This window comes from Streptomyces mutabilis, from assembly GCF_014649815.1.
Lineage (GTDB): Bacteria > Actinomycetota > Actinomycetes > Streptomycetales > Streptomycetaceae > Streptomyces > Streptomyces mutabilis.
Genome location: NZ_BMTT01000021.1, coordinates 47,621 through 72,236 on the forward strand (window position 1 = coordinate 47,621; position 24,616 = coordinate 72,236).

6 protein-coding genes and 1 pseudogene (1 of these 7 only partly in view) are annotated in these 24,616 nt (G+C 74.2%); 3 read left to right on the top strand and 4 right to left on the bottom strand.

The genetic code is table 11. From position 1 onward, the window contains the following. From IE142_RS29745 to IE142_RS29755, 3 genes and pseudogenes are all read left to right on the top strand, one after another. Nucleotides 1-8,783 carry the end of a type I polyketide synthase gene (locus tag IE142_RS29745; RefSeq protein ID WP_229830978.1) on the top strand. Its footprint begins 19,030 nt before the window's first position, so 8,783 of the gene's 27,813 nt are visible here — the last part of the coding sequence; its start codon lies beyond the left edge, outside the window; it ends in the stop codon at nucleotides 8,781-8,783. Nucleotides 8,784-8,829: 46 nt separating this feature from the next. Beyond that, nucleotides 8,830-14,166, top strand: a pseudogene (locus IE142_RS29750) (type I polyketide synthase); the annotation flags it as partial. 45 nt (nucleotides 14,167-14,211) lie between these two features. Next, nucleotides 14,212-20,214, top strand: coding sequence for a type I polyketide synthase (locus IE142_RS29755; RefSeq protein ID WP_191888608.1), 6,003 nt, complete (start codon nucleotides 14,212-14,214; stop codon nucleotides 20,212-20,214). Between the two features lie 247 nt (nucleotides 20,215-20,461). Here the strand turns inward: IE142_RS29755 and IE142_RS29760 are convergent, their stop codons facing one another. The 4 genes from IE142_RS29760 to IE142_RS29775 are packed head-to-tail and all read right to left on the bottom strand — an operon-like array spanning nucleotide 20,462 to nucleotide 24,369. Then, nucleotides 20,462-20,656 carry a ferredoxin gene (locus IE142_RS29760; RefSeq protein WP_043386536.1) on the bottom strand — a complete coding sequence of 65 codons (195 nt, stop codon included), beginning with the start codon at nucleotides 20,654-20,656 and terminating at the stop codon, nucleotides 20,462-20,464. Nucleotides 20,657-20,693: 37 nt separating this feature from the next. Continuing rightward, nucleotides 20,694-21,872: a cytochrome P450 gene (locus IE142_RS29765; RefSeq protein WP_191888609.1), complete on the bottom strand. Its 1,179-nt coding sequence runs from the start codon at nucleotides 21,870-21,872 to the stop codon at nucleotides 20,694-20,696. 32 nt (nucleotides 21,873-21,904) lie between these two features. Next, nucleotides 21,905-22,963, bottom strand: a complete 1,059-nt coding sequence (locus IE142_RS29770; protein WP_191888610.1) for a DegT/DnrJ/EryC1/StrS family aminotransferase — start codon at nucleotides 22,961-22,963, stop codon at nucleotides 21,905-21,907. Further along, on the bottom strand, nucleotides 22,963-24,369 hold the full coding sequence (locus IE142_RS29775; RefSeq protein ID WP_191888611.1) for a glycosyltransferase: 1,407 nt from the start codon (nucleotides 24,367-24,369) through the stop codon (nucleotides 22,963-22,965). The genes IE142_RS29770 and IE142_RS29775 overlap by 1 nt, the downstream gene beginning before the upstream one ends. Nucleotides 24,370-24,616: the final 247 nt, after the last annotated feature.

Consider the following 24,616-nt stretch of genomic DNA (forward strand, 5'->3'; position numbering starts at 1 on the left):
TCGACGCGGCGTTCTTCGGCATCTCGCCGCGCGAGGCCCTGGCGATGGACCCGCAGCAGCGGCTGCTGCTGGAGACGGCGTGGGAGGCGGTGGAGCGCGCGGGCATCGACCCGACCGCGCTGCGCGGCTCGCAGACCGGCGTGTTCGTCGGCACCAACGGACAGGACTACCTGACCGTCCTGCGCACCGCCACCGAGGACGTGCGCGGCCACGCAGCCACCGGCAACACGGCGAGCGTCCTGTCCGGCCGCCTGTCGTACACGCTGGGTCTGGAGGGCCCGGCCGTCACCGTCGACACGGCGTGCTCGTCGTCGCTGGTGTCGCTGCACTGGGGCGCGCGCGCACTGCGCTCCGGCGAGTGCTCGCTCGTGCTCGCGGGTGGCGTGTCCGTGATGTCCACACCGGACTCGATCATGGAGTTCACCACCCAGGGCGGGCTGTCGCCGACCGGCCGGTGCCGGTCGTTCGCCGACGACGCGGACGGCACCGCCTGGGCCGAGGGCGTCGGCGTCCTGGTGCTGGAACGGCTGTCCGACGCGCGGGCCAACGGCCACCACGTGCTGGGCCTGGTGCGGGGCACCGCCATCAACCAGGACGGCGCGTCCAACGGCCTGACCGCGCCCAGCGGCCCGTCGCAGCAGCGGGTGATCCGCGCCGCGCTCGCCGACGCCGGTCTGACCGCACAGGACGTGGACGCGGTCGACGCGCACGGCACCGGCACCGCGCTCGGCGACCCGATCGAGGCGCACGCGCTGCTGGCCACCTACGGCCAGGGCCGCGAGACGCCGCTGCTGCTCGGTTCCGTGAAGTCGAACCTCGGTCACACCCAGGCCGCCGCGGGTGCCGCCGCCGTCATCAAGATGGTGCTGGCGATGAGGCACGGCACAGTGCCGCCGACCCTGCACGCGGACACGCCGTCCTCGCACGTCGACTGGTCGGCCGGCGCGGTGGAACTGGTCACCGACGCGGTCGCATGGCCGGACAACGGCCGTCCGCGCCGGGCCGGAGTGTCGGCGTTCGGTATCTCCGGCACCAACGCGCACGTGGTCATCGAGCAGGCGCCGGAGGAGGAGCAGGCTCCGCAGGAGGAGCAGGCCCCGGAGGCGGAGCCGGCTGCTGGCCCCGTCAGCCCGGAGGTCCTGCCGTGGCCGGTGTCGGGGCGCACCCGCGAGGCGCTGGACGCGCAGCGGGAGCGGCTGACGGCCTTCGCCACCGGGCACGAACGGGTCGACGTGGCGTGGTCGCTGGTCAGCACCCGCGCCCACCTCGCACACCGCGCGGTGCTGCTGTCCACTCCGGACGGTGTCGTGGAGACGGTCACCGGCACGGCAGGCGGCGGCTCACTGGCGGTCATGTTCTCCGGCCAGGGTTCGCAGCGGCTGGGCATGGGACGTGAACTGTACGCACGGTTCCCGGTGTTCCGGGCGGCGTTCGACGCGGTGGCCGCGGAGCTGGAGGCCGACGTCCGTGACGTGATGTGGGGCGCGGACGCCGACGCCCTGAACGACACCGGGTGGACGCAGCCGGCGCTGTTCGCGGTGGAAACGGCGCTGTACCGCCTGATCGAGTCCTGGGGCGTCACCCCCGGCTTCGTCGCCGGTCACTCCGTCGGCGAGATCGCGGCGGCCCACGTCGCCGGTGTGCTGTCGCTGGCCGACGCGGCGGCGCTGGTGTCGGCACGGGCGCGGCTGATGGCCGCGCTGCCGGCCGGCGGCGGTATGACCGCGATCGAGGCCGGCGAGGACGAGGTCCGCGCCGCGCTCGTCGACGGTACGGCGATCGCGGCGGTCAACGGCCCGCGGGCCGTCGTCGTCGCCGGCGAGAGCGAGGCGGTCGCCACGGTGGCGGCACGGTTCGCGAGGTCCCGGGAACTGCGGGTGTCGCACGCGTTCCACTCACCGCTGATGGACCCGATGCTGGACGGGTTCCGCTCCGTGGTCGAGGGCCTGTCCTTCGGCCCGGCGCAGATCCCGGTCGTGTCCAACGTGACCGGCGGTATCGCCGGTGACGAGCTGACCACGCCGGAGTACTGGGTCCGGCACGTTCGCGAGGCGGTGCGGTTCGGCGACGGCGTGGCGACGCTGCTCGACGCGGGCGTGACGACCCTGCTCGAACTCGGCCCGGACGGGGTGCTGTCCGCGATGGCGGCCGAGACCGTGCTGGAGCGCGGCGCCGAGGCCACCGCCGTGGCGGCGCTGCGCCGCGACCGGGGCGAGGAACGCGCCGTCGTCACGGTGCTGGCGCGCCTCTACACGCAGGGCGTCGACATCGACTGGACGGCGTTCTTCGCCGGCAGCGGCGCACGCACCGTCGACCTGCCCACCTACCCGTTCCAGCGCGAGCGGTTCTGGCCGACCGCGGCGCCCGGCACCGCGACCGATGCCGTGGACGCGGAGTTCTGGGCGGCGGTCGAGCGTGCCGACCTCGACACGCTGGCGTCGACCCTGGAGCTCGAAGGCACGGAACTGTCCGCGGTGGTGCCGGCGCTGTCGCAGTGGCGCCGCCGCCGGCGCGACCGCGCGGCCACGGTTGGCCTGCGCTACCGTATTACCTGGTCTCCCGTCCGGCAGGAACCCGGCGACGGGCGGTGGCTGGCACTCGTGCCGGCCGGCTGGGCGGCGGACGGGACCGTGGCCTCCGCCGTGGCGGCGCTGGACGCGGTGCCCGTGGTGCCGGGCGCCGACCTGCCCGACACCGACGGCTTCGCCGGGATCGTGTCCCTGCTCGCCGCCACCGACGGCGACGACGTACCCGACGAGGCGTGGCCCGAGGCGCTGGTGGCCGCGGCCGAGGGGACCGGCCTGCCGGTCTGGCTCGTGACGCGCGGGGCCGTCGCCGTCGACGACGGTGAGCGATTGGTGCCCGCCCGCGCCGCGCTCTGGGGCGCCGGCCGGGTCGCGGCCCTCGACCATGCCGACCGCTGGGGCGGCCTGCTCGACCTGGCCGGCCCGGTGACGGCCACCACCGCCGAGCACCTCAGGTCCGCGCTCGGCGGCGCGGAGGACAACGTCGCCGTGCGCGAACCCGGCGTGCTGGCCCGCAGGCTGGTCCGTGCCACGGGCCTCACCGCGGAGTGGACCGCCACCGGCACGGTGCTCGTCACCGGCGCGGACACCCCCGAAGGAGCGCGCGTGGCGCGCTGGCTGGCCGACCGTCGGGTGCCCGGTCTGCTGCTGCTCGGCGGCGACCCCGACGACCTGGGCGTGCCGGTCACGGCGTCCGACGTGGACCCCGTGGACCGGGACGCGCTGGCCGCGCTGCTCGCCGAGCACGCCGTCTCGGCGGTGTTCGTCACGGGCGACGCCGGAGCCGACCACCTGGCCGCACTGCTGCACGACACCCCGCTCGACGCGTTCGTGCTGTTCGGGTCGGTCGCCGGCACCTGGGGCGTGCGGGACCGGGCCGGGCGGGCCGCCGCCGACGCGCGGCGCGAGGCCGTCGCCGCCGAGCGGCGGGCCCGCGGCCTGGCCGGTGTCGCCGTGGCGTTCGGTGCCTGGGCCGGCAGCGAGCGCGACGGGATGACCCGCCACCTGCAGCTCAACGGCCTGCCCGCCATGGAACCCGGCCGGGCGCTCGCCGCCCTGGACGGCGTGCTCGGCGGCACCGTCGATGTGACGGTCGCCGACGTGACCTGGGAGACCTTCGCTCCCGCCTTCCAGCGCACCCGGCGCAGCGGGCTGTTCAGCGAGCTGCCGGAGGCCGCCGTCGCACAACCGGCCGGGCACGGCCTGCGCGACCGCCTGCTCGCCCTGCCCGAGCAGGACCGCGCCCCCGAGGTGCGCAGCCTGGTCCGCGACCGTGTGGCCGCGGTGCTCGGCCACGCGGGCGGCACGGCGATCGAGCCGGACCTGCCGTTCAAGGACCTCGGCATCGACTCGCTGACCGCGGTGGACCTGCGCAACCAGCTCACCGAGCTGAGCGGGCTGCCGCTGCCGGCCACTCTGGCCTTCGACCATCCGACGCCTGCCGCGCTGGCCGACCACCTGCTCGCCGAACTGCTCGGGGAGCGGACCGAGGACCTCGCGCCGGTGCGCGCCGCGGCCGCCGACGACGACCCGGTGGTCATCGTCGGCATGGCCTGCCGCTACCCGGGCGGTGTCGGCTCGCCGGAAGATCTGTGGGACCTGATCGTCGAGGGCGCCGACGCCATCGGCCCCATGCCCACGGACCGCGGCTGGGACCTGGCCGGGCTGTTCGAGCCGGGACCGGACGGCCGGCCGCGCACGGTGGCGCGCGGCGGCGGCTTCCTGCCCGGAGCGGCCGACTTCGACCCGGCGGTCTTCGGCATCTCGCCGCGCGAGGCGCTGATCATGGACCCGCAGCAGCGGCTGGTGCTGGAGTCGGCGTGGGAGGCGCTGGAGCGGGCCGGCGTCGACCCGGCTGGCCTGCGCGGCTCGGACACGGGCGTGTACGTCGGCGGCATCAGCGGCGACTACCGGCCCGTCGCCGACGGGCGCGACTGGCAGACCGCGCAGTCGGCGAGCCTGCTGTCCGGCCGCCTCGCCTACACCTTCGGCCTCGAGGGACCGACCGTCTCGGTGGACACGGCGTGCTCGTCGTCGCTGGTCGCGATGCACCTGGCGGCCCAGGCACTGCGGTCCGGCGAGACGGACCTGGCGCTGGCCGGCGGCGTGACGGTGATGTCCACGCCCGTCAACTTCGTGGAGTTCACCGACCTCGGCGCGCTGTCGCCGGACGGCCGCTGCAAGGCGTTCTCCGACGCCGCGGACGGCACCGGCTGGGCCGAGGGCGTGGGCATGATCGTCCTGCAGCGGCTGTCCGACGCGCGGCGCAACGGCCGCGAGGTGCTGGCGATCCTGCGCGGCTCGGCCATCAACCAGGACGGTGCCTCCAACGGCCTGACCGCGCCGAGCGGCCCCGCGCAGCAGCGGGTCATCCGCCGGGCGCTGGCAGCCGCCGGCCTGGCACCGTCCGACGTGGACGCCGTGGAAGCGCACGGCACCGGCACCAGGCTGGGCGACCCGATCGAGGCACAGGCGCTGCTGGCGACGTACGGCCGCGACCGGGAGACCCCGCTGCTGCTGGGTTCCGTGAAGTCGAACATCGGCCACACCCAGGCCGCGTCCGGTGTCGCCGGTGTCATCAAGATGGTGCTGGCCATGCGGCACGGCACACTGCCGCGGACCCTGCACGCCGACACGCCGTCCTCGCACGTGGACTGGTCGTCCGGCGCGGTACGGCTCGTCACCGAGGCGACGGCCTGGCCGGAGGCCGGCCGGGCCCGCCGCGCGGCGGTGTCGTCCTTCGGCGCCAGCGGCACCAACGCGCACCTGATCCTGGAACAAGTGCCGCCGCCGACCGTGACCGAAAGGGTTCCCGAGCGTCCGCACGGCATGCTGGCGCTGCCGCTCTCCGCGGTGACCGGTGCGGCACTGCGCGACCAGGCCCGCCGGCTGCTCGCAACGGACATCACCTCGCTGCCGGACCTGGCACTCTCCCTCGGCACCACCCGCAGCATGTTCGACCGGCGCGCCGCCGTGCTCGCGGCCGACGCCGACGCCCTGCGGGACGGGCTCACCGCCCTCGCCGAGGGCACCCGGTCGGCTGCCGTGCTCACGGACCGGGCCGGCAGCGGCCACGTGGCGTTCCTGTTCACCGGACAGGGCGCGCAGCGCACCGGCATGGGCCGTCGCCTGTACGAGCTGTACCCGGTGTTCGCGGAGGCGTTCGACGCGGTCGTCGCGGAGCTGGACCCGCATCTGGCGCGGCCACTGCGCGAGGTGATGTGGGACGGCACGGACGGCGCGCTCGACCGGACGGAGTTCACCCAGCCCGCGCTGTTCGCGCTGGAAGTGGCCCTGTACCGGCTGGTGGAGTCCTGGGGCGTCAGGCCCGACTTCCTGGCCGGGCACTCCGTCGGCGAGCTGGCCGCGGCCCACGTGGCCGGCGTGTTCTCGCTGGCCGACGCGGCGGCACTGGTCGCCGCCCGCGGGCGGCTGATGCAGGCGCTGCCGACCGGCGGCGCGATGGTCTCCGTACAGGCCTCCGAGGACGAGGTGATGCCGCTGCTCACCGATGCCGTGTCCATCGCGGCGGTGAACGGCCCCGAGGCGGTGGTGATTGCCGGTGACGCCGACGCGGCCGAGGCGCTCGCCGCGCACTTCGCGCGGCAGGGACGCAGGACCAGGCGGCTCAACGTCAGCCACGCGTTCCACTCCCCGCACATGGACGCGATGCTCGCCGACTTCGAGCGCGTCGCCCACCGGGTGACCTACCACGTCCCGACGACACGGCTGGTCTCCACGCTCACCGGCGTGGTCGTCGAGCCGGGTGGCCTCGTCACCGACCCGGCGTACTGGGTCCGGCACGTCCGTGACGCGGTCCGGTTCGCCGACGGCGTGCGGACCCTGTTGGACCGCGGCGTCACGACGTTCCTGGAGATCGGCCCCGACGGCGTGCTCACCGCGATGGCGCAGGACACCGTCGCGATGCACGGCGCGGGACCGGTCGCGGTGGCCTCGCTGCGCCGCGACCGGGACGAGGACGCGGCACTGGCCGCGGCACTCGGCACGCTGTTCACGCGCGGCGTCCGCATCGACTGGGCCGGCGTGCACGCCGGCGCCGCCCGGATCGAGCTGCCCACCTACCCCTTCCAGCACGAGAGGTTCTGGCCGGAGACCACGGCGACCACGGCGACCACGGCCGTGCCCGCCGGCCGGCGCGACGACGACGGGTTCTGGGCGGCCGTCCAGGACACGGACCTGGCATCGCTCACGTCCCTGCTCGACGTCGACGGCGAGGCACTGGCGAAGGTCATGCCGAAGCTGCTCGACTGGCGGCGCGCGAAGGACGAGCAGGCCACGGTGGACGGTTGGCGGCACCGGATCGCGTGGCGCCCCGTCGCCGGACGCCGTACCGCCGTCACGGGCACCTGGCTCGCGGTGCTGCCGGCCGGCCCGGCCGGTGACGCCTGGGCGGACACCGTGGTCGGCGCGCTCGGCACGGACACCGTCCGGATCGAGATCGGCGACACCGACCGTGAGCGGGTGGCCGTACGGCTGCGCGAGGCCGTCGACGGTACGCGGATCGCGGGCGTCCTCTCACTGCTGGCGCTGGACGAGACGACGGTCGGCGCCGTACCGAACGGCGTGCTGCTGACCACCGCGCTCGTGCAGGCCCTCGGCGACGCCGGCATCACCGCGCCGCTGTGGTGCGCCACCCGTGGCGCGGTGTCGGTGGACGCGGGCGAGCCGCCGGCGCACCCGGTGCAGGCGGCGGTGTGGGGCCTCGGGCGCATCGTGGCCCTCGAACACCCCGACCGCTGGGGCGGTCTCGTCGACCTGCCGTCCCTGCTGGACGGCGCCGCGGCCGCCCGGCTCCCGGGAGCGCTGTCCGGCGAGGGCGGTGAGGACCAGGTCGCGGTACGGCCGGGCGCGGTGTTCGGCCGTCGGCTCGTCCCGGCGCTGGCGGCCGACCCGGACCGACTGTGGACGCCGGACGGCACGGTCCTGGTGACCGGCGGCACCGGCGCGCTGGCCGCGCACGTCGCCAGGTCGCTCGCCGCGGAGGGCGTGCCGCACGTGCTGCTCGCCAGCCGCCGCGGCGAGGCCGCGCCCGGCGCCGCCGCACTGCGGGCGGAACTGGAGGGCCTCGGTACGCGGGTCACCCTCGCGGCGTGCGACGTGGCCGACCGCGATGGCCTGACCGCGCTGCTGGACGGCATCCCGGCCGAGCACCCGCTGACCGCGGTCGTGCACACGGCGGGCGTACTGGACGACGGCGTGGTCGACGCCCTGACGCCGGACCGCTTCCAGGAGGTGTTCCGCGCCAAGGTGACCTCGGCACTGCTGCTCGACGAGCTGACGCGTGATCTCGACCTGACCGGCTTCGTACTGTTCTCGTCGGCATCGGGCGCGGTGGGCAACCCCGGCCAGGCCAACTACGCCGCCGCGAACGCCGTACTCGACGCGCTGGCCGAACAGCGCCGGGCGAAGGGCCTCGCGGCGACGTCGATCGCGTGGGGCGCCTGGGGCGGCGACGGCATGGCCGCCACCGCACGCGCCGACGAGGGCGCGCGGCGCACCGGCGTCGGCGCGATGGACCCGGCGTCGGCCGTACTGGCGCTGCGGCAGCTCGTCGCGGAGCCGGTGGCCACCGCGGTGGTGGCCCAGGTGACCGCCGCGGCGTTCCTGCGCGGCGCCACCGGGTCCCACCTGCGGACGCTGCTCCAGGAACTGCCCGGCAGCGAGGCCCTCGACGCCTCGGCGCAGTGGCAGGAGGAGGCGCCGCAGCTGCTGACGCGGCTCGCCGGCCTGACGGCGGTGCAGCGCCGGGAGGAGGTGCTGCGGCTGGTGCAGGACAGCGCGTCGGCGGTGCTCGGCCACGCCGACGCCGAACTGCTCGGACCCGACAGGTCGTTCCGGGACCTGGGCTTCGACTCGCTGAGCGGCGTCGAACTGCGCAACCGGCTCACCGCCGCGACCGGGCTGACACTGCCGTCCACGCTGGTGTTCGACCGGCCGACGCCCTCGGCGATGACCGCGTACCTGCTCGACGAGATCGGGCTCGACGAGGAGACCGGCGGCTCGGTGGCCGACGGCGACGAGGCGGCCGTCCGCGCGCTGCTCGCCTCCGTGTCGCTCGGCCGGCTCCGCGAGATCGGCGTGCTGGAGCCCTTGCTGCAACTGGCCGGCCGCGGCACCGGACCGGCGGAGGGCAGCGAGCCGGACGACGCCGACGAGAAGGTGGACGTCGACGAGATGACCGTGGACGACCTGGTCCGAGCCGCGCTGAACGGCTCGTCCGACCTGACGCTCGACTGAGGGAGGGAGATTTTCGGTGACCACACCCAAGGACAGCACCGACAAGGTCGTCGAGGCGTTGCGGGCGGCCGTGAAGGAGACCGAGCGGCTGCGCACGCAGAACCAGCGGCTGGTCGCGGCCACCACCGAGCCGATCGCGATCGTCGGCATGGCGTGCCGGTTCCCGGGCGGCGTCGCGTCGCCCGAGGACCTGTGGCGGCTCGTCGCCGCCGGCGACGACGCCATCACGCCGGTCCCCGCCGACCGCGGCTGGGACATCGGGGAACTGGCGGGCGGCGACACCACGCTGCTCGGCGGCTTCCTGCCGGACGCCGCCGACTTCGACCCCGCCTTCTTCGGCATCTCGCCGCGCGAGGCGCTGGCGATGGACCCGCAGCAGCGGCTGCTGCTGGAGACCTCGTGGGAGGCGTTCGAGCGGGCCGGCGTCGACCCGGCGTCCCTGCGCGGCAGCCGGACCGGCGTGTTCGTCGGCACCAACGGCCAGGACTACGCGTACCTGATGGTGCGCTCGCCCGCGGAGAGCACGGGCGAGGTGGGCACCGGCATCGCGGCCAGCGCCATGTCCGGCCGGCTCTCCTACACCCTGGGCCTCGAAGGACCGGCGGTCACGGTGGACACGGCGTGCTCGTCGTCGCTGGTGGCGCTGCACTGGGCGGCACAGGCCCTGCGCGCCGGCGAGTGCACGCTGGCGCTGGCCGGCGGCGTGAACGTGATGAGCACGCCGGGCGCACTGGTGGAGTTCTCCAAGCAGGGCGGCCTCGCCTCCGACGGGCGCTGCAAGGCGTTCGCCGACGAGGCCGACGGTACCGGCTGGGCCGAGGGCGCCGGCATGCTCCTGCTGGAGAGGCTGTCCGACGCCCGCCGCAACAACCACCCGGTGCTCGCGATGGTGCGCGGCTCGGCCGTCAACCAGGACGGCGCGTCCAACGGCTTCACCGCGCCGAGCGGGCCGTCGCAGCAGCGGGTGATCCGCGCGGCGCTGGCCAACGCCCGGCTCACCGAGAACGACGTCGACGCCGTGGAGGCGCACGGCACGGGCACCGCGCTCGGCGACCCGATCGAGGCACAGGCCCTGCTGGCGACCTACGGCCGCGACCGGGAACGCCCGCTGCTGCTGGGCTCCGTGAAGTCGAACCTCGGGCACACCCAGGCCGCCGCGGGCGTCGCAGGCGTGATCAAGATGGTGCAGGCCATGCGGCACGGCGTGCTCCCGCGCACCCTGCACGCACGGAACCCGTCCTCCCACGTGGACTGGTCGGCGGGCTCGGTTGAGCTGCTGACCGAGGAGACGCCCTGGCCGGAGACGGGGCGGCCGCGCCGTGCCGCCGTGTCGTCGTTCGGCATCTCCGGCACCAACGCGCACACCGTCCTGGAGCAGGCGCCCGAGCCGCCGCCGGCCGAACAGCGCCCGGTACGCGACGTGGTGCCGTGGATCGTGTCCGGCCGGACGCTGCCCGCACTGCGGGAGCAGGTCGCGCGGCTGGTCGCGCACGTCGGGGCGACGACGAGCGCCGCCGACGTGGCCGCCGTACTGGCCACCGGCCGAACCGCCCACGAACTCCGGGTCGCCGCCGTCGGCCGTGACACCGCGGACCTCGCGGCGGCGCTGTCCGCGTGGGCGTCGGGCGACCCCGCGCCGGGCGTGGTGTCGGACACCGCCGCACGGACCGGGAAGCTGGCCGTGCTGTTCACCGGCCAGGGCTCGCAGCGGCTCGGCATGGGCCGCGACCTGCACGCCCGGTACCCGGTGTTCGCCGAGGCCTTCGACGAGGTCGCCGCCGAGCTGGACCGGCACCTGCCCGGCTCGGTCCGTGACGTCCTCTGGGGCGCCGACGCCTCCACCCTGAACAGCACGAACTGGTCGCAGCCCGCCCTGTTCGCCGTCGAGGTGGCGCTCTACCGGCTCGTCGAGTCCTGGGGCGTACGGGCCGACCTCGTCGCCGGCCACTCGCTCGGTGAGATCACCGCCGCGCACGTGTCCGGGGTGCTGGACCTGGCCGACGCCTGCCGGCTGGTCGCCACCCGCGCCGTACTGATGGGTGCGCTGCCGGCCGGCGGCGCGATGCTCGCCGTGGCGGCGGCCGAGGAGGACGTCGCGCCGCTGCTGGACGCCGCGGTGTCGGTGGCGGCGGTCAACGGCCCGACGGCGGTGATCGTCGCCGGCGACGAGGACGCGGTCGAACGCGTCGCCGCCGCGGCCGACGAGCGCGGCTGGAAGCACAAGCGGCTCACGGTGTCGCACGCCTTCCACTCGGCGCACATGGACCCGATACTGGGCGACTTCGCCGACGCCCTCGCGGGCCTCGAGTTCGGCGACGTACGGATCCCGCTGGTGTCGTCCGTGACCGGAACGGTCGCCGAGGCGGCGCAGATCCGCGACGCCGCCTACTGGGTGGCACACGTGCGGCGACCGGTCCGGTTCGCCGACGGCGTGCGCGCGCTGCTCGCCGCCGGGGCGACGACCTTCCTGGAACTGGGCCCCGACGCCACGCTGTGCGCGATGGTCGAGGACACCGCGCCGGATCCCGTCACCGCCATCCCCGTGCTGCGTGCGGGCCGCGACGAGGAGACCACCGTGGTGAGCGCGCTCGCGCGTCTGTTCGCACGCGGCGAGCACGTCGCGTGGGACGCGTTCTTCGTGCCGCTCGGGACACGTCCGGTGGACCTGCCCACCGCCGCGTTCCAGCGCTCCCGGTTCTGGCCGGACGGCGGTGTGGGCGGCGACGTCGCGTCGGTCGGGCAGTCGGCGCTCGGCCACGCGCTGCTCGGCTCGTCCGTGGAACTGGCCGGCGACGGCGGCGTGGTGCTCACCGGCCGGCTCTCCCTGGCCACCCAGCCGTGGCTGGCGGACCACGTCATCCTGGGCCGGATCCTGTTCCCCGGCACGGGATTCGCGGAGCTGGCGCTGCGCGCCGCCGACGAGGCCGGCGCGGGCGCCGTCGAGGAGCTGACCCTGTCGGTGCCGCTGGAGCTGCCCCGGCACGGCGCCGTCGCCGTCCAGGTGCGGGTGGGCGCGGCCGGCGAGGACGGCCGGCGGTCGGTGGGCGTCTGGTCCCGCGACGCCGGGCACGTCGGCGAGTGGCTCCAGCACGCCGCTGGCACGCTCGGAGCCGAAAGCCCGGACGTCGATACGGAGTTCGCGGCGGCGTGGCCGCCGCCCGGCACCGACCAGGTCGACCTGGCCGGCTTCTACGACGGCGGTGACTACGGTCCGGCCTTCCAGGGCCTGCGCGCGGTGTGGCGGCGGGACGGCGAGGCGTTCGCGGAGGTGGCGCTGCCCGCCACGGCCCGCTGTGCGGACCGGATGGGCATCCACCCGGCGCTGCTCGACGCCGTGCTGCACGCCGTCGGCTGGGTCGAGTCCGCGGACGGCGGCCGTGGCGTGCTGCCGTTCTCGTGGGAGGACGTGGCCCTGCACCGCACGGGCGCGACCATGCTGCGCGTGCGGCTCACCCGCGGCGGCCACGAGGCCGTCGGCATCGAGGCGGTGGACGGCGCGGGCCGGCCCGTGGTGACCGTGGGCAAGCTGGTGCTGCGCGCGCCGTCGCAGGAGGACACGGCGCGCCGTCCCGACTGGCTGTTCCGCGTCGACTGGACACCGCTCGCCGTCCGGCCGGTGACCGGGACCTTCGTGGTGCTCGGCGCCGAGCCGGGCGAACTCGCCGGCGCGGTGCGGCACGACACCGTCGGCGCCGCGCTCGCCGCCGGACCGGATGTGGTGTTCGCGCCGGTCACCGGCGCCTCCGTGCTCGACGCGACGACACGGGCGCTCGGCCTGGTCCAGGAATGGCTCGCCGACCGGCGCGCCGAGGACGTGCCGCTGGTGTTCGTCACCGACGGCGCCGTGTCCGGTGCGGACGTCCCGGCCGCCGGCGTGTGGGGCCTGGTGCGCACCGCACAGGCCGAGAACCCGGGACGCTTCCTGCTGCTCGACGCCGCCGCCGAGGAGTGGCCGCTGCTCGCGGTGGCACCGGAACTGGTGACGGCGGGGGAGACCCAGGCCGTCATCGAGGACGGCACCGTGAAGGCCGGCCGGCTGGCCCGGTTCGCCGGCGAGGAGCGGCCGTCCGACTGGAACCCGGACGGCACGGTGCTCGTCACCGGCGGCACCGGCGGCCTCGGCGCGCAGCTGGCCCGGCACCTCGTCATGGAGCACGGAGTACGGAAGCTGCTGCTGCTCAGCAGGCGCGGCCTCGGGGCGCCCGGCGCGGGCGAGCTGGCGGCCGAGCTCATCGGGCGCGGTGCGGAGGTCGACATCGTCGCCTGCGACGCCGCGGACCGCGACGCCCTGGCCGCCGTCCTCGCAGGGCGCACGGTCACCGCCGTCGTGCACGCCGCGGGGCTGCTGGACGACGGCGTCGTCACCGCACTCACCCCGGAGCGACTCGACGGCGTGCTCCGGCCCAAGGTGGACGCCGCCCGGCACCTGCACGAGCTGACGGCCGACCTGGACGCGTTCGTGCTGTTCTCCTCCGTCGCGGGCACGCTCGGCAGCCTCGGCCAGGGCAACTACTCCGCCGCGAACGCCGCCCTCGACGCGCTCGCCCGCGAGCGGCACGCGGACGGTCTGAAGGCGCTGTCGCTGGCGTGGGGCCCGTGGTCGCAGGACGCCGGTATGACCGGTGCGCTGACCGAGGCCGACATCAAGCGCATGGCGGACTCCGGCTCCGCGCCGCTCACGGTGGCGCAGGGCCTCGCGCTCTTCGACGCGGCCGTCGCCACCGACGAGCCGGTGCTCGTGCCGCTGGCGGTACGCCCCGGCGCCCTCGGCGGCGCGCCGCATCCGCTGCTGCGTGACCTCGTGCGCTCGCGACGCCGCCGCCCGTCGGCCGAGGCGACACCGGCGATGCCGGTCACGGACCGGCTCGCAAGGCTGGACGAGCAGGCGCGTACGCGGTTCGTCCTGGACCTGGTGCGTGCCGAGGTGGCGGCGGTGCTGGCGCACGACTCCACGGACGGCATCGCCGACGACCGGGAGTTCCGTGACCTGGGCATGGACTCGCTGACCGCCGTGGAGCTGCGCAACCGGCTCGTGACGGCCACCGGGCTGCGGATGTCCGCGACCCTGGTGTTCGACTACCCGACCCCCGCCGCGCTCGCCGACCACCTGCTGTCCCGGCTCGGCGGCACGGCCACCGCCGAGGCGCAGGCCCCGAACCTGCTCGCGGAGCTGGACCGGCTGGAGTCCGCGCTGGCGGGCGCCGATCCCGACCCGATCACCCGCGCCGGCATCACGGCCCGGCTGCGGGGCCTCGCAGCGCAGTGGGCCACCACCGACGCGGCACCCGACGGCGAGGCCGTCACGGAACAGATCTCCTCGGCCAGCACCGACGAGATCTTCGCCTTCATCGACAACGAGCTCGGCCGGATCAACGACCGCTGAACTCCGCTCCCTCCGCTCACTCCGCACCGAAAGGCAGCCACCGCGATGGCGGACGACACAAAGCTGGTCGAGTACCTGAAATGGGTGACGGCCGATCTGCACCGGACCCGGCGCCGACTTGAGGAGGCCGAGTCCGGCCACCACGAGCCCGTCGCGATCGTGGGCATGGCCTGCCGGTTCCCCGGCGGCGTCACCAGCCCCGAGCAGCTGTGGGAGCTGGTCGCCGAAGGCCGCGAGGGAATCGTGCCCTTCCCGGCCGACCGCGGCTGGGACCTGGACCTGCTCTCCGGCGAGGGCCCCGGCCACAGCGCCACGCTGCGGGGCGGCTTCCTGCACGACGTCGCCGGGTTCGACGCGGGCTTCTTCGGCATCTCGCCGCGTGAGGCCGTGGTGCTCGACCCGCAGCAGCGGCTGCTGCTGCAGACGTCGTGGGAGGCGTTCGAGCGGGCCGGCATCGATCCGGCGTCGCTGCGCGGCAGCCGCACCGCGGTGTTCGCCGGCACCGACGGACAGGACTACGCCTCGCTGGTACTGGACTCCGTCGAGGACGCGGAAGGACACGCCGGCACGGGCATCGCGGCGAGCGCGATCGCCGGCCGGCTGTCCTACACGTTCGGCCTCGAGGGCCCCGCGGTCACCGTGGACACCGCCTGCTCGTCGTCGCTGGTGGCGCTGCACCTGGCGGCGCAGGCGCTGCGGGCGGGGGAGTGCGACCTCGCGCTGGCCGGCGGCGTCACCGTGATGTCGACCGCGCTCCGGTTCGCCGGCTTCACCCGCCAGGGCGCGCTCGCGTCGGACGGGCGCTGCAAGGCGTTCGCGGACGCCGCCGACGGCACCGGCTGGTCCGAGGGCGCCGGCATGTTCGTGGTGGAGAAGCTGTCCGACGCACAGCGGCTGGGCCACCCCGTCTGGGCCGTGGTGCGCGGCTCCGCCGTCAACCAGGACGGCGCGTCCAACGGCTTCACCGCCCCCAACGGGCCGTCCCAGCAACGGGTCATCGAGCAGGCACTGGCCAGCGCCGGGCTCTCCGCCGGCGACGTCGACGTGGTCGAGGCGCACGGCACCGGCACCCGGCTCGGCGACCCGATCGAGGCGCAGAGCCTGCTCGCCACCTACGGCCAGGACCGCGAGCGGCCGGTGCTGCTCGGCTCCGTGAAGTCAAACATCGGCCACACACAGGCCGCGGCCGGTGCGGCCGGCGTCATGAAGATGGTCATGGCGATGCGGCACGGCGTCGTCCCGCAGACGCTGCACGTGGACGCGCCCTCGTCCCACGTGGACTGGACCGAGGGCGCGGTCGAGCTGGCGACGGCCGCCACGCCGTGGCCGGAGACCGGACGTCCGCGCCGGGCCGGTGTGTCCTCGTTCGGCGTGAGCGGCACCAACGCCCACACGATTCTGGAGCAGGCGCCCACGCAGGACGCGCTCACGGAGGACGCGCCCACGCAGGACACCTCGGTTAGCGCGCCGGAGACGTCGGTAATCCCGTGGGCGCTGTCGGCGAAGACCGCCGCGGCGCTCCGTGACCAGGTGGCCGCGCTGGTGGAGCGCGTCGGCCGGGAGCCGGACTGGAACGCCGCGGACGTCGCGGCGGCGCTCGCCGCACGCACCGGGTTCGAGCACCGCGTGGTGGCGACCGGCCGCACGAGGCACGACCTGGCCGGTGCGCTCGCGGAGTGGGCCGCCGACGGCACGGCACCGGGCGTCGTGGCCGGCACGGTGGCGCGCGGGCGGCTGGGGATCGTCTTCACCGGACAGGGCTCGCAGCGCCTGGGCATGGGCCGCGAGCTGTACGAGCGCTTCCCGGTCTTCGCCGAGGCGTTCGACGCCGCCGTCAAGGAGCTGGGCACCGAGGTCCGCGACGTGATGTGGGGCGGGGACGCCGAGGTGCTCGACCGCACGCGCTGGTCGCAGCCGGCGCTGTTCGCGCTGGAGGTGGCGCTCTACCGGCTGGTGGAGTCGTGGGGCGTACGACCGGACTCCGTGGGCGGGCACTCGCTGGGCGAGATCACCGCCGCGCATGTCGCGGGCGTGCTGTCGCTGGCCGACGCGTGCCGTCTCGTGACCGCGCGGGCGGAGCTGATGGGTGCCCTGCCCGAGGGCGGCGCGATGCTCGCCGTATCGGCGGTGGAGGCCGACGTGGTCGCCGTGCTCGGCGAGGGGGCGACCGTCGCGGCGGTGAACGGACCGGCGGCGACCGTCGTCGCGGGCGGGACGGAAGCGGTGGAGCGGGTCGCCGCCGTGGCGGCCGGGAGAGGCTGGAAGCACAAGCGGCTGCCGGTGTCGCACGCGTTCCACTCGGCGCTGATGGACCCGATGCTCGACGGCTTCGCCGCCGCCCTCGCTGACGTCACGTTCGCGCGGCCGACGATCGGCCTGGTCTCCGGCGCCCCGACCGACCCCGGCTACTGGGTGCGGCACGTCCGCGAGCCGGTCCGGTTCCTGGGCACCGTCACCGCCATGGCCGAGGACGGCGTGACCACCTTCCTGGAGCTGGGGCCCGACGGCACGCTCTCCGCGATGATCGCGGCGACCGTCGACACCGCCGCCACGGTGCCGCTGCTGCGGCGGGACCGCCCGGAGGAGGAGTCGGCCGTCACCGCGCTCGCGCGCCTGCACACCCGCGGTGTCGCCGTCGATCTGCGCGCGGTGCTGCCGCCGGCGCGGCCGGTGGATCTGCCGACCTACCCCTTCCAGTACGTCCGCTACTGGCCGCAGGCCCGCTCCGGCGCGGCCGACGTCACGGGCGCCGGTCTCGACTCGGTGGCGCACCCGCTGCTCGGCGCGGCCGTCGAACTCGCCGATGGCGACACCCTGCTGACCGGACGGCTGTCCCTGCGCACCCATCCGTGGCTGGCGGACCACGTCGTGGCCGGCGCCGTCGTGTTCCCGGCCACCGCCTTCGCGGAGCTGGCGTTCCGCGCGGCCGACGAGGTCGGCTGCGACACCGTCGAGGAACTCACCATCGCGGCCCCGCTCGCCCTGCCCGAGACCGGGGCGGTCGCGGTGCAGGTACGGGTCGCCGCCGCCGACGAGCGGGGACGCCGCCGCATAGGCGTGTTCTCCCGCCAGGACGCGATCGGCGGCGAGTGGCTGCCCCACGCCACCGGCACCCTCACCACCGGCGGCGTGTCCGGCGCGACCGTGGCGTGGCCGCCGTGCGACGCCGAACCCGTCGACATCGGCTCGCACTACGACGGCTTCGGCTACGGCCCGGCGTTCCAGTGCCTGCGCGAGGTGCGGCGGGCCGGCGACACCGTGTACGCCGAGGTGGCGCTGCCGAACTCGATCGGGGACGCCGCGGACTTCGGCGTGCACCCGGCACTGCTCGACTCGGTGGTGCAGGCGGTCGCGTTCCTGCCGGAGGCCGCCGGCCGTGTGCTGGCGCCGTTCTCGTGGGAGGGCGCCACGCTGCACGCCTCCGGACCGGCGCTGCTGCGCGTGGCGATCACGTCGCTCGGCGGCGATGCCGTCTCCGTCACGGCGGTCGACGCGACCGGCCGCCCCGCGGTGTCGGTGGCGTCGCTGGCTCTGCGTGAGCCCGTCGCCGCCGGGCCGGTGCGGCCGGAGTCCGACTGGCTGTTCCGCCTCGACTGGACGCCGGTCGACGTCGCCCCGGTGACGGGCGGGCGATGGGCGGTGCTCGGCGCCGATACCCTCGGTCTCGGTGCCGCGTTGGTGGGCGCGGGCTGCGACGTCGTCGGCTACGGCGACACCCCGGACACGGTGCTGGCCACACGGCCCGATCTCGTACTCGCGCCCGTCACGGGCGATTCGGTGCAGGACGCCACCGCATCGGCGCTTGCCCTGCTCACGACCTGGCTGGCCGACGAGCGTGCCGACGACGTGCCGCTCGTGCTGGTCACCTCCGGTGCGACGACCGGCGCGGACGTGCCCGCGGCGGGCGTGTGGGGTCTCGTACGGGCGGCCCAGGCCGAGAACCCGGGCCGGTTCCTGCTGCTCGACGTCGACGACACGGAAGCGTCGCGGCTGCTCGTCGCGGCGGCGCCCGGCCTGCTGGACGACGGCGAGACACAGGCCGTCCTCACCGGCGGCGCGGCCGCCGTCGCACGGCTGGCGAGGTTCGGCACCGCGCCGGAACCCCGGGCGTGGGACCCGGACGGCACGGTCCTCGTCACCGGCGGCACCGGCGGCCTCGGCAGCGCGTTGGCCCGGCACCTCGTCGCGGAACGGGGCGTGCGCAAACTGCTGCTGGTCAGCCGGCGCGGCCCGGAGGCGCCGGGCGCGCGGGAGCTGGCGGCCGAGCTGATCGAGCAGGGCGCCGACGTCACGCTGGCGGCGTGCGACGTGGCCGACCGTGACGCGGTGGCCGCCCTCCTGGCCGAGCACCCGGTCCGGGCGGTCGTGCACACGGCGGGCGTGCTGGACGACGGCGTGCTCGACACGCTGACGCCGGAGCGGCTGGCGGCCGTGCTGCGGCCGAAGGTGGACGCGGCGCAGCACCTCGACGAACTCGTCGGCGACGTGGACGCGTTCGTGCTGTACTCCTCGCTCTCGGGCGTGATGGGCGGCGCCGGCCAGGGCAACTACGCGGCCGCCAACGCCGCCTTGGACGCCGTCGCGGCCCGGCGCCGCGCCGCCGGGCGTCCCGCGCTGTCGCTGGCCTGGGGCGCCTGGGCACAGGATGCCGGCATGACGGAGGCGCTGTCGCAGGCCGAGATGCGGCGGATGGCGAACTCGGGTTCGATGCCGCTCACCGTGGCGCAGGGCATGGCCCTGTTCGACGCCGCGTCCGCCACCGACGAGGCACTGCTCGTGCCGCTCGCGGTGAAGCCCGGGGTGAGGGGCGGACCGGCCACGCACCCGATCCTGCGCGGCCTGCTGCGGTCCCCGCGCCGCCGCGCCGCCGCGGACGCGTCCGAGGTGTCCACGGCGACGCTGCGCGACCGGCTGAGCGGGCTCTCCGCCGCCGACCAGGACACGGTGCTGTGTGAGCTGATCACCGACTACGCGGGGGCCGTGCTCGGCCACGCCGACGCGAGCGACATGGACCCGGAGCGCGACTTCCTGGAGGCCGGCTTCGACTCGCTGATGTCGGTGGAGCTGCGCAACCGGCTCGCCGACACGGTCGGTCTCCGGCTGCCCAGCACGGTCGTACTCGACCACAAGTCGCCCGCCGAGCTGGCCCGGTGGCTGCGCGGCCAGCTCGCCGAACACGTCGGCCCGGCCCCGGAGAGCACGGCCGGGCGGTCCGGCGACACCGTCGGCAAGGTGTACTTCGACGCGGTCCGGGCGGGCAAGGTCGACGAGGGCTGGGAGCTGCTCAAGGCCATCGCCCTCACCCGGCCGCTGTTCGAGTCGCCGGCCGAACTGGAGGAGCTGCCCGAGCCCGTCACCCTCGCGGACGGGCCGGCCGGGCCGCGGCTGATCTGCATCAGCTCACCCGTGTCCGTCGGCGGCGCGCACCAGTACGCCCGTATCGCCGCCCACTTCCGCGGCGACCGTGGTGTGCAGGCGCTGCCGCTGGTCGGCTTCGCGGCGGGGGAGGGCCTGCCCGGCTCGGCGCAGGCCATCACACGGGCCGTCGCGGAAAGTGTGCTGCACGCCAGCGACGGGGACCCGTTCGTGCTGGTCGGCCACTCGTCGGGCGGTGCGCTGGCCCTGGCGGTGGCCGGGCTGCTGGAGACCATGTGGGGTGTGCGCGCCGACGGCGTGATCATGCTGGACACGCTCAGCCTGCGGCACGAACACGGGGACAGCGTGGATTACCGGCAGCTGGCCAGGAGGTTCATGGGCGAGACGGACTCGGCCACCGTGACGGTGGACAGCAACCGGCTGTCGGCCATGGCGCACTACCTCAACCGCATGTCCGCCCTGGAGGTTCCGCCGACCACTGCGCCGACGCTGCTGGTGCGATGCAGCGTGCCCCTGCTCGGTGACCCCGACGCGAGCGTGGAGCACGGGCAGCAGGAGCTGCTCGTCCCCGCCCGGACGGTCCGCACCATCGACGCCGACCACTTCTCGCTGGCGCAGCGGGACTCCCACGTCACGGCGACCGTCATGAAGGAGTGGCTGGCCACGCTGTGACTCCGTGACCGCGGTCGGTCGGGTCGCCGGCGCCGGCGACCCGACCTCGGCCGTACCCGACACACAGCACTACGGACGAACAGACGAACAGACGAACAAAGACACAGCGTGCGCCCGCGAGCAGAAAGCGTGCGCACGCTGTGCCGTACATGGAACCGATAGGGAACGGAGAAGGGCCGGGGACCAGCGGAGCGGAACCGCCCCGCTGGTCCCCGGCCCCTGTGCGGCCGTAGGAGTGGGAGAACCCCTAGTGGATCAGAGTGATCGTGCCGGACGGGCAGACCTGCGCCGCCATCCTCGCGGCGGCGGCCTGCGTGGCGTCCGGCTCGGCCTCGAGCACCTCCACCAGGCCGTCCTCCTCGCCCTGGTCGAACAGCGCCGGCGCCGTCAGTACGCACTGACCCGCGCCGACGCACCGGCTCCTGTCCACATTGATCTTCATGACTTCGTTCCTCCCGGACTCACCGGACTCACCGGACTCACCAACGGACGGGCAGCTCGTGCAGGCCGAACAGGGTGCCGTCGTACTTGAACGGCAGGGCCGCGACGTCCGCGTCGATCGCGAGCGTCGGCACCCGGCGGAACAGCGTCTGGTAGACGATCTCCATCTCGGCGCGCACCAGGTTCTGCCCGAGGCACTGGTGCACGCCGTAGCCGAACGCGACGTGGTGGCGCGCGGCCCGGCCCGGGTCGAACTCGTCGGGCCGCTCGAAGCTGTCCAGGTCGTGGTTGGCGCCGGCGATGAGCGGGATGATGCCCTCCCCGGCCCTGACGAGCTGGCCGCCGATCTCCACGTCCTCGACCGCCACGCGCAGCGCGACCAGGTCCGCGACCGAGTGGTAGCGCAGCAGCTCGTCCACCGCGCGGTCGTCGCCGATCCACTGCGGGTTCGACAGCAGGGTCACCACGCCGAGCGCGATGTTGTTCGCGGTGGTCTCGTGCCCGGCGATCAGCAGCAGCATGATGACGCCGGTAAGCTCCTCCGGGGTCAGTACCGCGGACTCCAGCAGCCGGGAGATCAGGTCGTCGCCCGGCCGCTTCTGCTTGACCTTGATGAGCCTGCCGATGTAGCGCAGCAGCTCCTGGACGGCGGCGCTCCGCTCGTCCTCGGTGGTGGTCTTCAGGTTCACCAGCGTCTTGGTGCGCGACTCGAAGAACTCCCGGTCCACGAACGGCACGCCCAGCATCGTCGAGATCACCAGTGACGGCACCGGCAGCGCGAACTCGGCGACCAGGTCGGCGGAGTCGCCGAGGGACAGCAGGTGGTCGACGCAGCGGTCCACGGTCTCCTGGATAAGCGGCCGCCACTCCCTGATGCGCCGCACGCTGAACTCGGGGATCAGTGCCTTGCGGAACCTGCCGTGCTCCGGCGGGTCGATGCCGACGAACCAGCCGGGGATCTGCTCCTGCGTCGGCACACCGCCTGTCTTCGCGACGTTGGGGAAGCCCTCGCGCGCGGGGTTGGAGCTGATCCGGCGGTCGGTCAGCACGGTGCGCACGTCCTCGTGCCGCGACACCAGCCACACGGGGCTGCCCGTCGGCAGCGTCGAGCGGATCAGACCGGGCCGTTTGCGGAAGTCGGCGTACTGACGCGGCGGGAAGGGTTCACCGGGCAGCCGTACGGGGAACTCCGTCGCTTCGGGTTCGGATAGCGTCATGTGCACACGTCCCATCGGGATCGGGGCGCCGGTCAGCCGACGCCGTAGAAGGCACGGACCTGGCTGACGATGAATTCCTGGTCGCTCGCGGTCAGATCGGTGTAGGTCGGTAGGTACAAGCCGTCCAGACTGAACCGGGTGGCGTTGAGCGTCGGCCACACCGGGTCGCGGTACATGGGCTGCTGGCTCATGGGCTTGAAGAACACGCGGGTCTCGATGCCCTCGGCGGCCAGGTGCCGGCACAGCTCCTCGCGCCGCTCCGCCCGCAGGTCGTACAACCACAGCACGTCGCGCGGCGGCATCAGGGTGATCCCGTCGATGCCGGCCAGCCCCTCGTCATAACGGCGTTCGATCTCCTTGCGGGTGCCCAGGATCTCGTCGATCCGTTCCGCCTGTGCGAGCGCCACCGCACCCTGCAGCGCGGTCATCCGGAAGTTGTAGCCGATCTTCTTGTGCAGGTAACTGCGGTCCTTGGTGAACGCCATGGAGCGCAGGTGCGCCATCTGCCCGGCCAGCCGGGGGTCGTTGGTGAGGCAGACGCCGCCCTCCCCCGCGGTTATGATCTTGTTGGCGAACAGTGAGTAGCACGCGACGTCGCCGACCGGCATGATGCCGTGCGCCTCCGCGAAGTCCTCCACCACCCGCAGGTTGTACTCGAAGGCGATGTCCATGATCTGGTCCATCGCGCAGCGCCGGCCGTCGACGTGCACCGGCATGATCGCTCTGGTGCTGGGTGTGATCTTCTCCTCGATCAGGTCCGGGTCGATGTTCAGGTCGTCCCGGCAGTCCACGAACACCGGTGTGGCGCCGGTGTAGGTGACCGCCCACGCGGAGGCGACGAACGTCATCTCCGGCACGATGACCTCGTCACCGGGGCCGATGCCCAGGGCGCGCAGAGCAAGAGTGAGCGCCGCGGTGCCCGACGAGCACGCCACGCCGTGCGCCATGTCGTTGTACCGGGCGAACGTCTCCTCGAAGCGCCGGACGTGGGCCCCGTGCGCGGAGATCCACCCGCTGTCGACCGCTTCGGTTACGTACGCCAGTTCGGCCCCTGTCATGCTCGGCCGGGAGACCGGGTACTTGATGTCCATCAGGTCCTCGCTTGTTCGTTGGTGGCCGGATGACCGGTCAGGGCGGGCAGATTCAGCACCAGGTCCGTGGCGGCGGCCGCGCCGCCTGCCGCCCGCAGGAGTTCGCCGAAGTGGCGTGCGCGCTCGCCGAACGACGGCTCGTCCAGCACCCGGGTGATGGCCCGCTCGATGTCGTCGGCGCCGGCCCGGTGCGGATCGATCGTGAGGCTCACGCCGAAGTCCTGGCCGCGCACCGCTTGGTCGTGGCAGTCGACCCACAGCGGACGGACCACCATCGGCTTCCCGAAATACAACCCCTCGTGGAAGCCGTTGCCGCCTCCGTGGGTGACGAACAGCTTCACGTTCGGATGCGCGAGCACGTCCAGCTGTGAGGGAACCCAGCTCTCTATGCGGACGTTCGCCGGTAGCGGCCCGTCGGGCAGCAGGTGCTGCTGGCCCTTCGGCAGCTTCCACAGGAAGTGGGTCCGATCGGCGAGCCTGCGAGCCACCTCCAGCACGTCCGAGACATGCGCGGCGGTCAGGCGTGTGGTCGTGCCGAGGCCGACGAACGCGACGGACTCGTGCTTCGACAGCCAGTCTCCGAGGCCGTCGTCGGGAGCCTGCGGCAGCGGTGGGATCAGTGCGCCCACCATCCGCATGTTGTCCGGCACCGTGAACGGGTAGTCCAGCTCGGCAAGCGAGGTGACCAGCACGAGGTCGGCCCGGTCGATCTTCGCCATGAAGCGACGCGCCACCGGGTCGATGCCGAGCTCCTCACGGGTGAGCTTGTCCTTCCTGAGCATCCGCATCATGGAGGGACGGAGGAAGATCCCCATGGTGCGCCACCGGAACAGCCGGTTCTCGATGCGCTGGCGCCGGGTCATGTTCACGGACAGGCCCGAGTGCGGCACCGGGAAGTCGGCGTTCGTGTACGCCTTGCCGAACGGGGTGTAGGAGGTGACGTAGTTGCTGGGCAGGAACGGCACCACCAGCACGTACGGGATCTTGCGGGTGATCGCGATGTCAATGGCGTACGCGGTGAGGCTCTCAATGACCATCAGCGCGGGCTTTACTTCCTCGACGATCTCGAGGAGCCGCCTGTACTTGTCGACGTGCAGCGCCGGATCGTAGGTGTGGCGGATGATGGCGGCATGCGCGGCGAACCGCTTCGGGCCCGTCACCTTGGCGTAGACGTCCTCGTCCCACGTCAGGGCCGACAACTCCGGCACCACCTCGCCGAGTGAGGCGAACCGTACCGTCGACGCGTCGGCCAGCGCCTCGACATCGCCCCGGCGTTCCTCGTCGGTGGCGAACCACAGGTCCGGGACACCGCGCCGGGCGAACTCGCCCGCGATCGTCTGGACCGGGTTGAACAGACCGCTCTCGGGGAGGCTGACGAACAGGATCGGCCGCGAGCTGGATGACATGAGCAGCACCTTTCGGGCGGGCTTATCCACGGACGGGACCGGCGTGCGCCCCCGAGGTCCTATTCATCCCACCGCCGACGGCCGGAATTCCCTAGATCGGCGACGGCCGCGCAGGCCACCTGCGCCGGTGCCGCACCTGTAGGGAAAAACGGGTTGGGCCGGCCATACGCTCCACCGCTGAGTCCCTGTCGTACCTACCGGTCTGAGGTGGTCCCGCGTCATGAGCGAAGCCGGCAACGAGAACCCG

What these genes read in the sequence shown, in the direction of transcription:
- IE142_RS29770 (WP_191888610.1), bottom strand. Translation starts at nt 22,963, where the DNA reads ATGGACATCAAGTACCCGGTCTCCCGGCCGAGCATGACAGGGGCCGAA.
- IE142_RS29760 (WP_043386536.1), bottom strand. Translation starts at nt 20,656, where the DNA reads ATGAAGATCAATGTGGACAGGAGCCGGTGCGTCGGCGCGGGTCAGTGC.
- IE142_RS29775 (WP_191888611.1), bottom strand. Translation starts at nt 24,369, where the DNA reads ATGTCATCCAGCTCGCGGCCGATCCTGTTCGTCAGCCTCCCCGAGAGC.
- IE142_RS29755 (WP_191888608.1), top strand. Translation starts at nt 14,212, where the DNA reads ATGGCGGACGACACAAAGCTGGTCGAGTACCTGAAATGGGTGACGGCC.
- IE142_RS29765 (WP_191888609.1), bottom strand. Translation starts at nt 21,872, where the DNA reads ATGACGCTATCCGAACCCGAAGCGACGGAGTTCCCCGTACGGCTGCCC.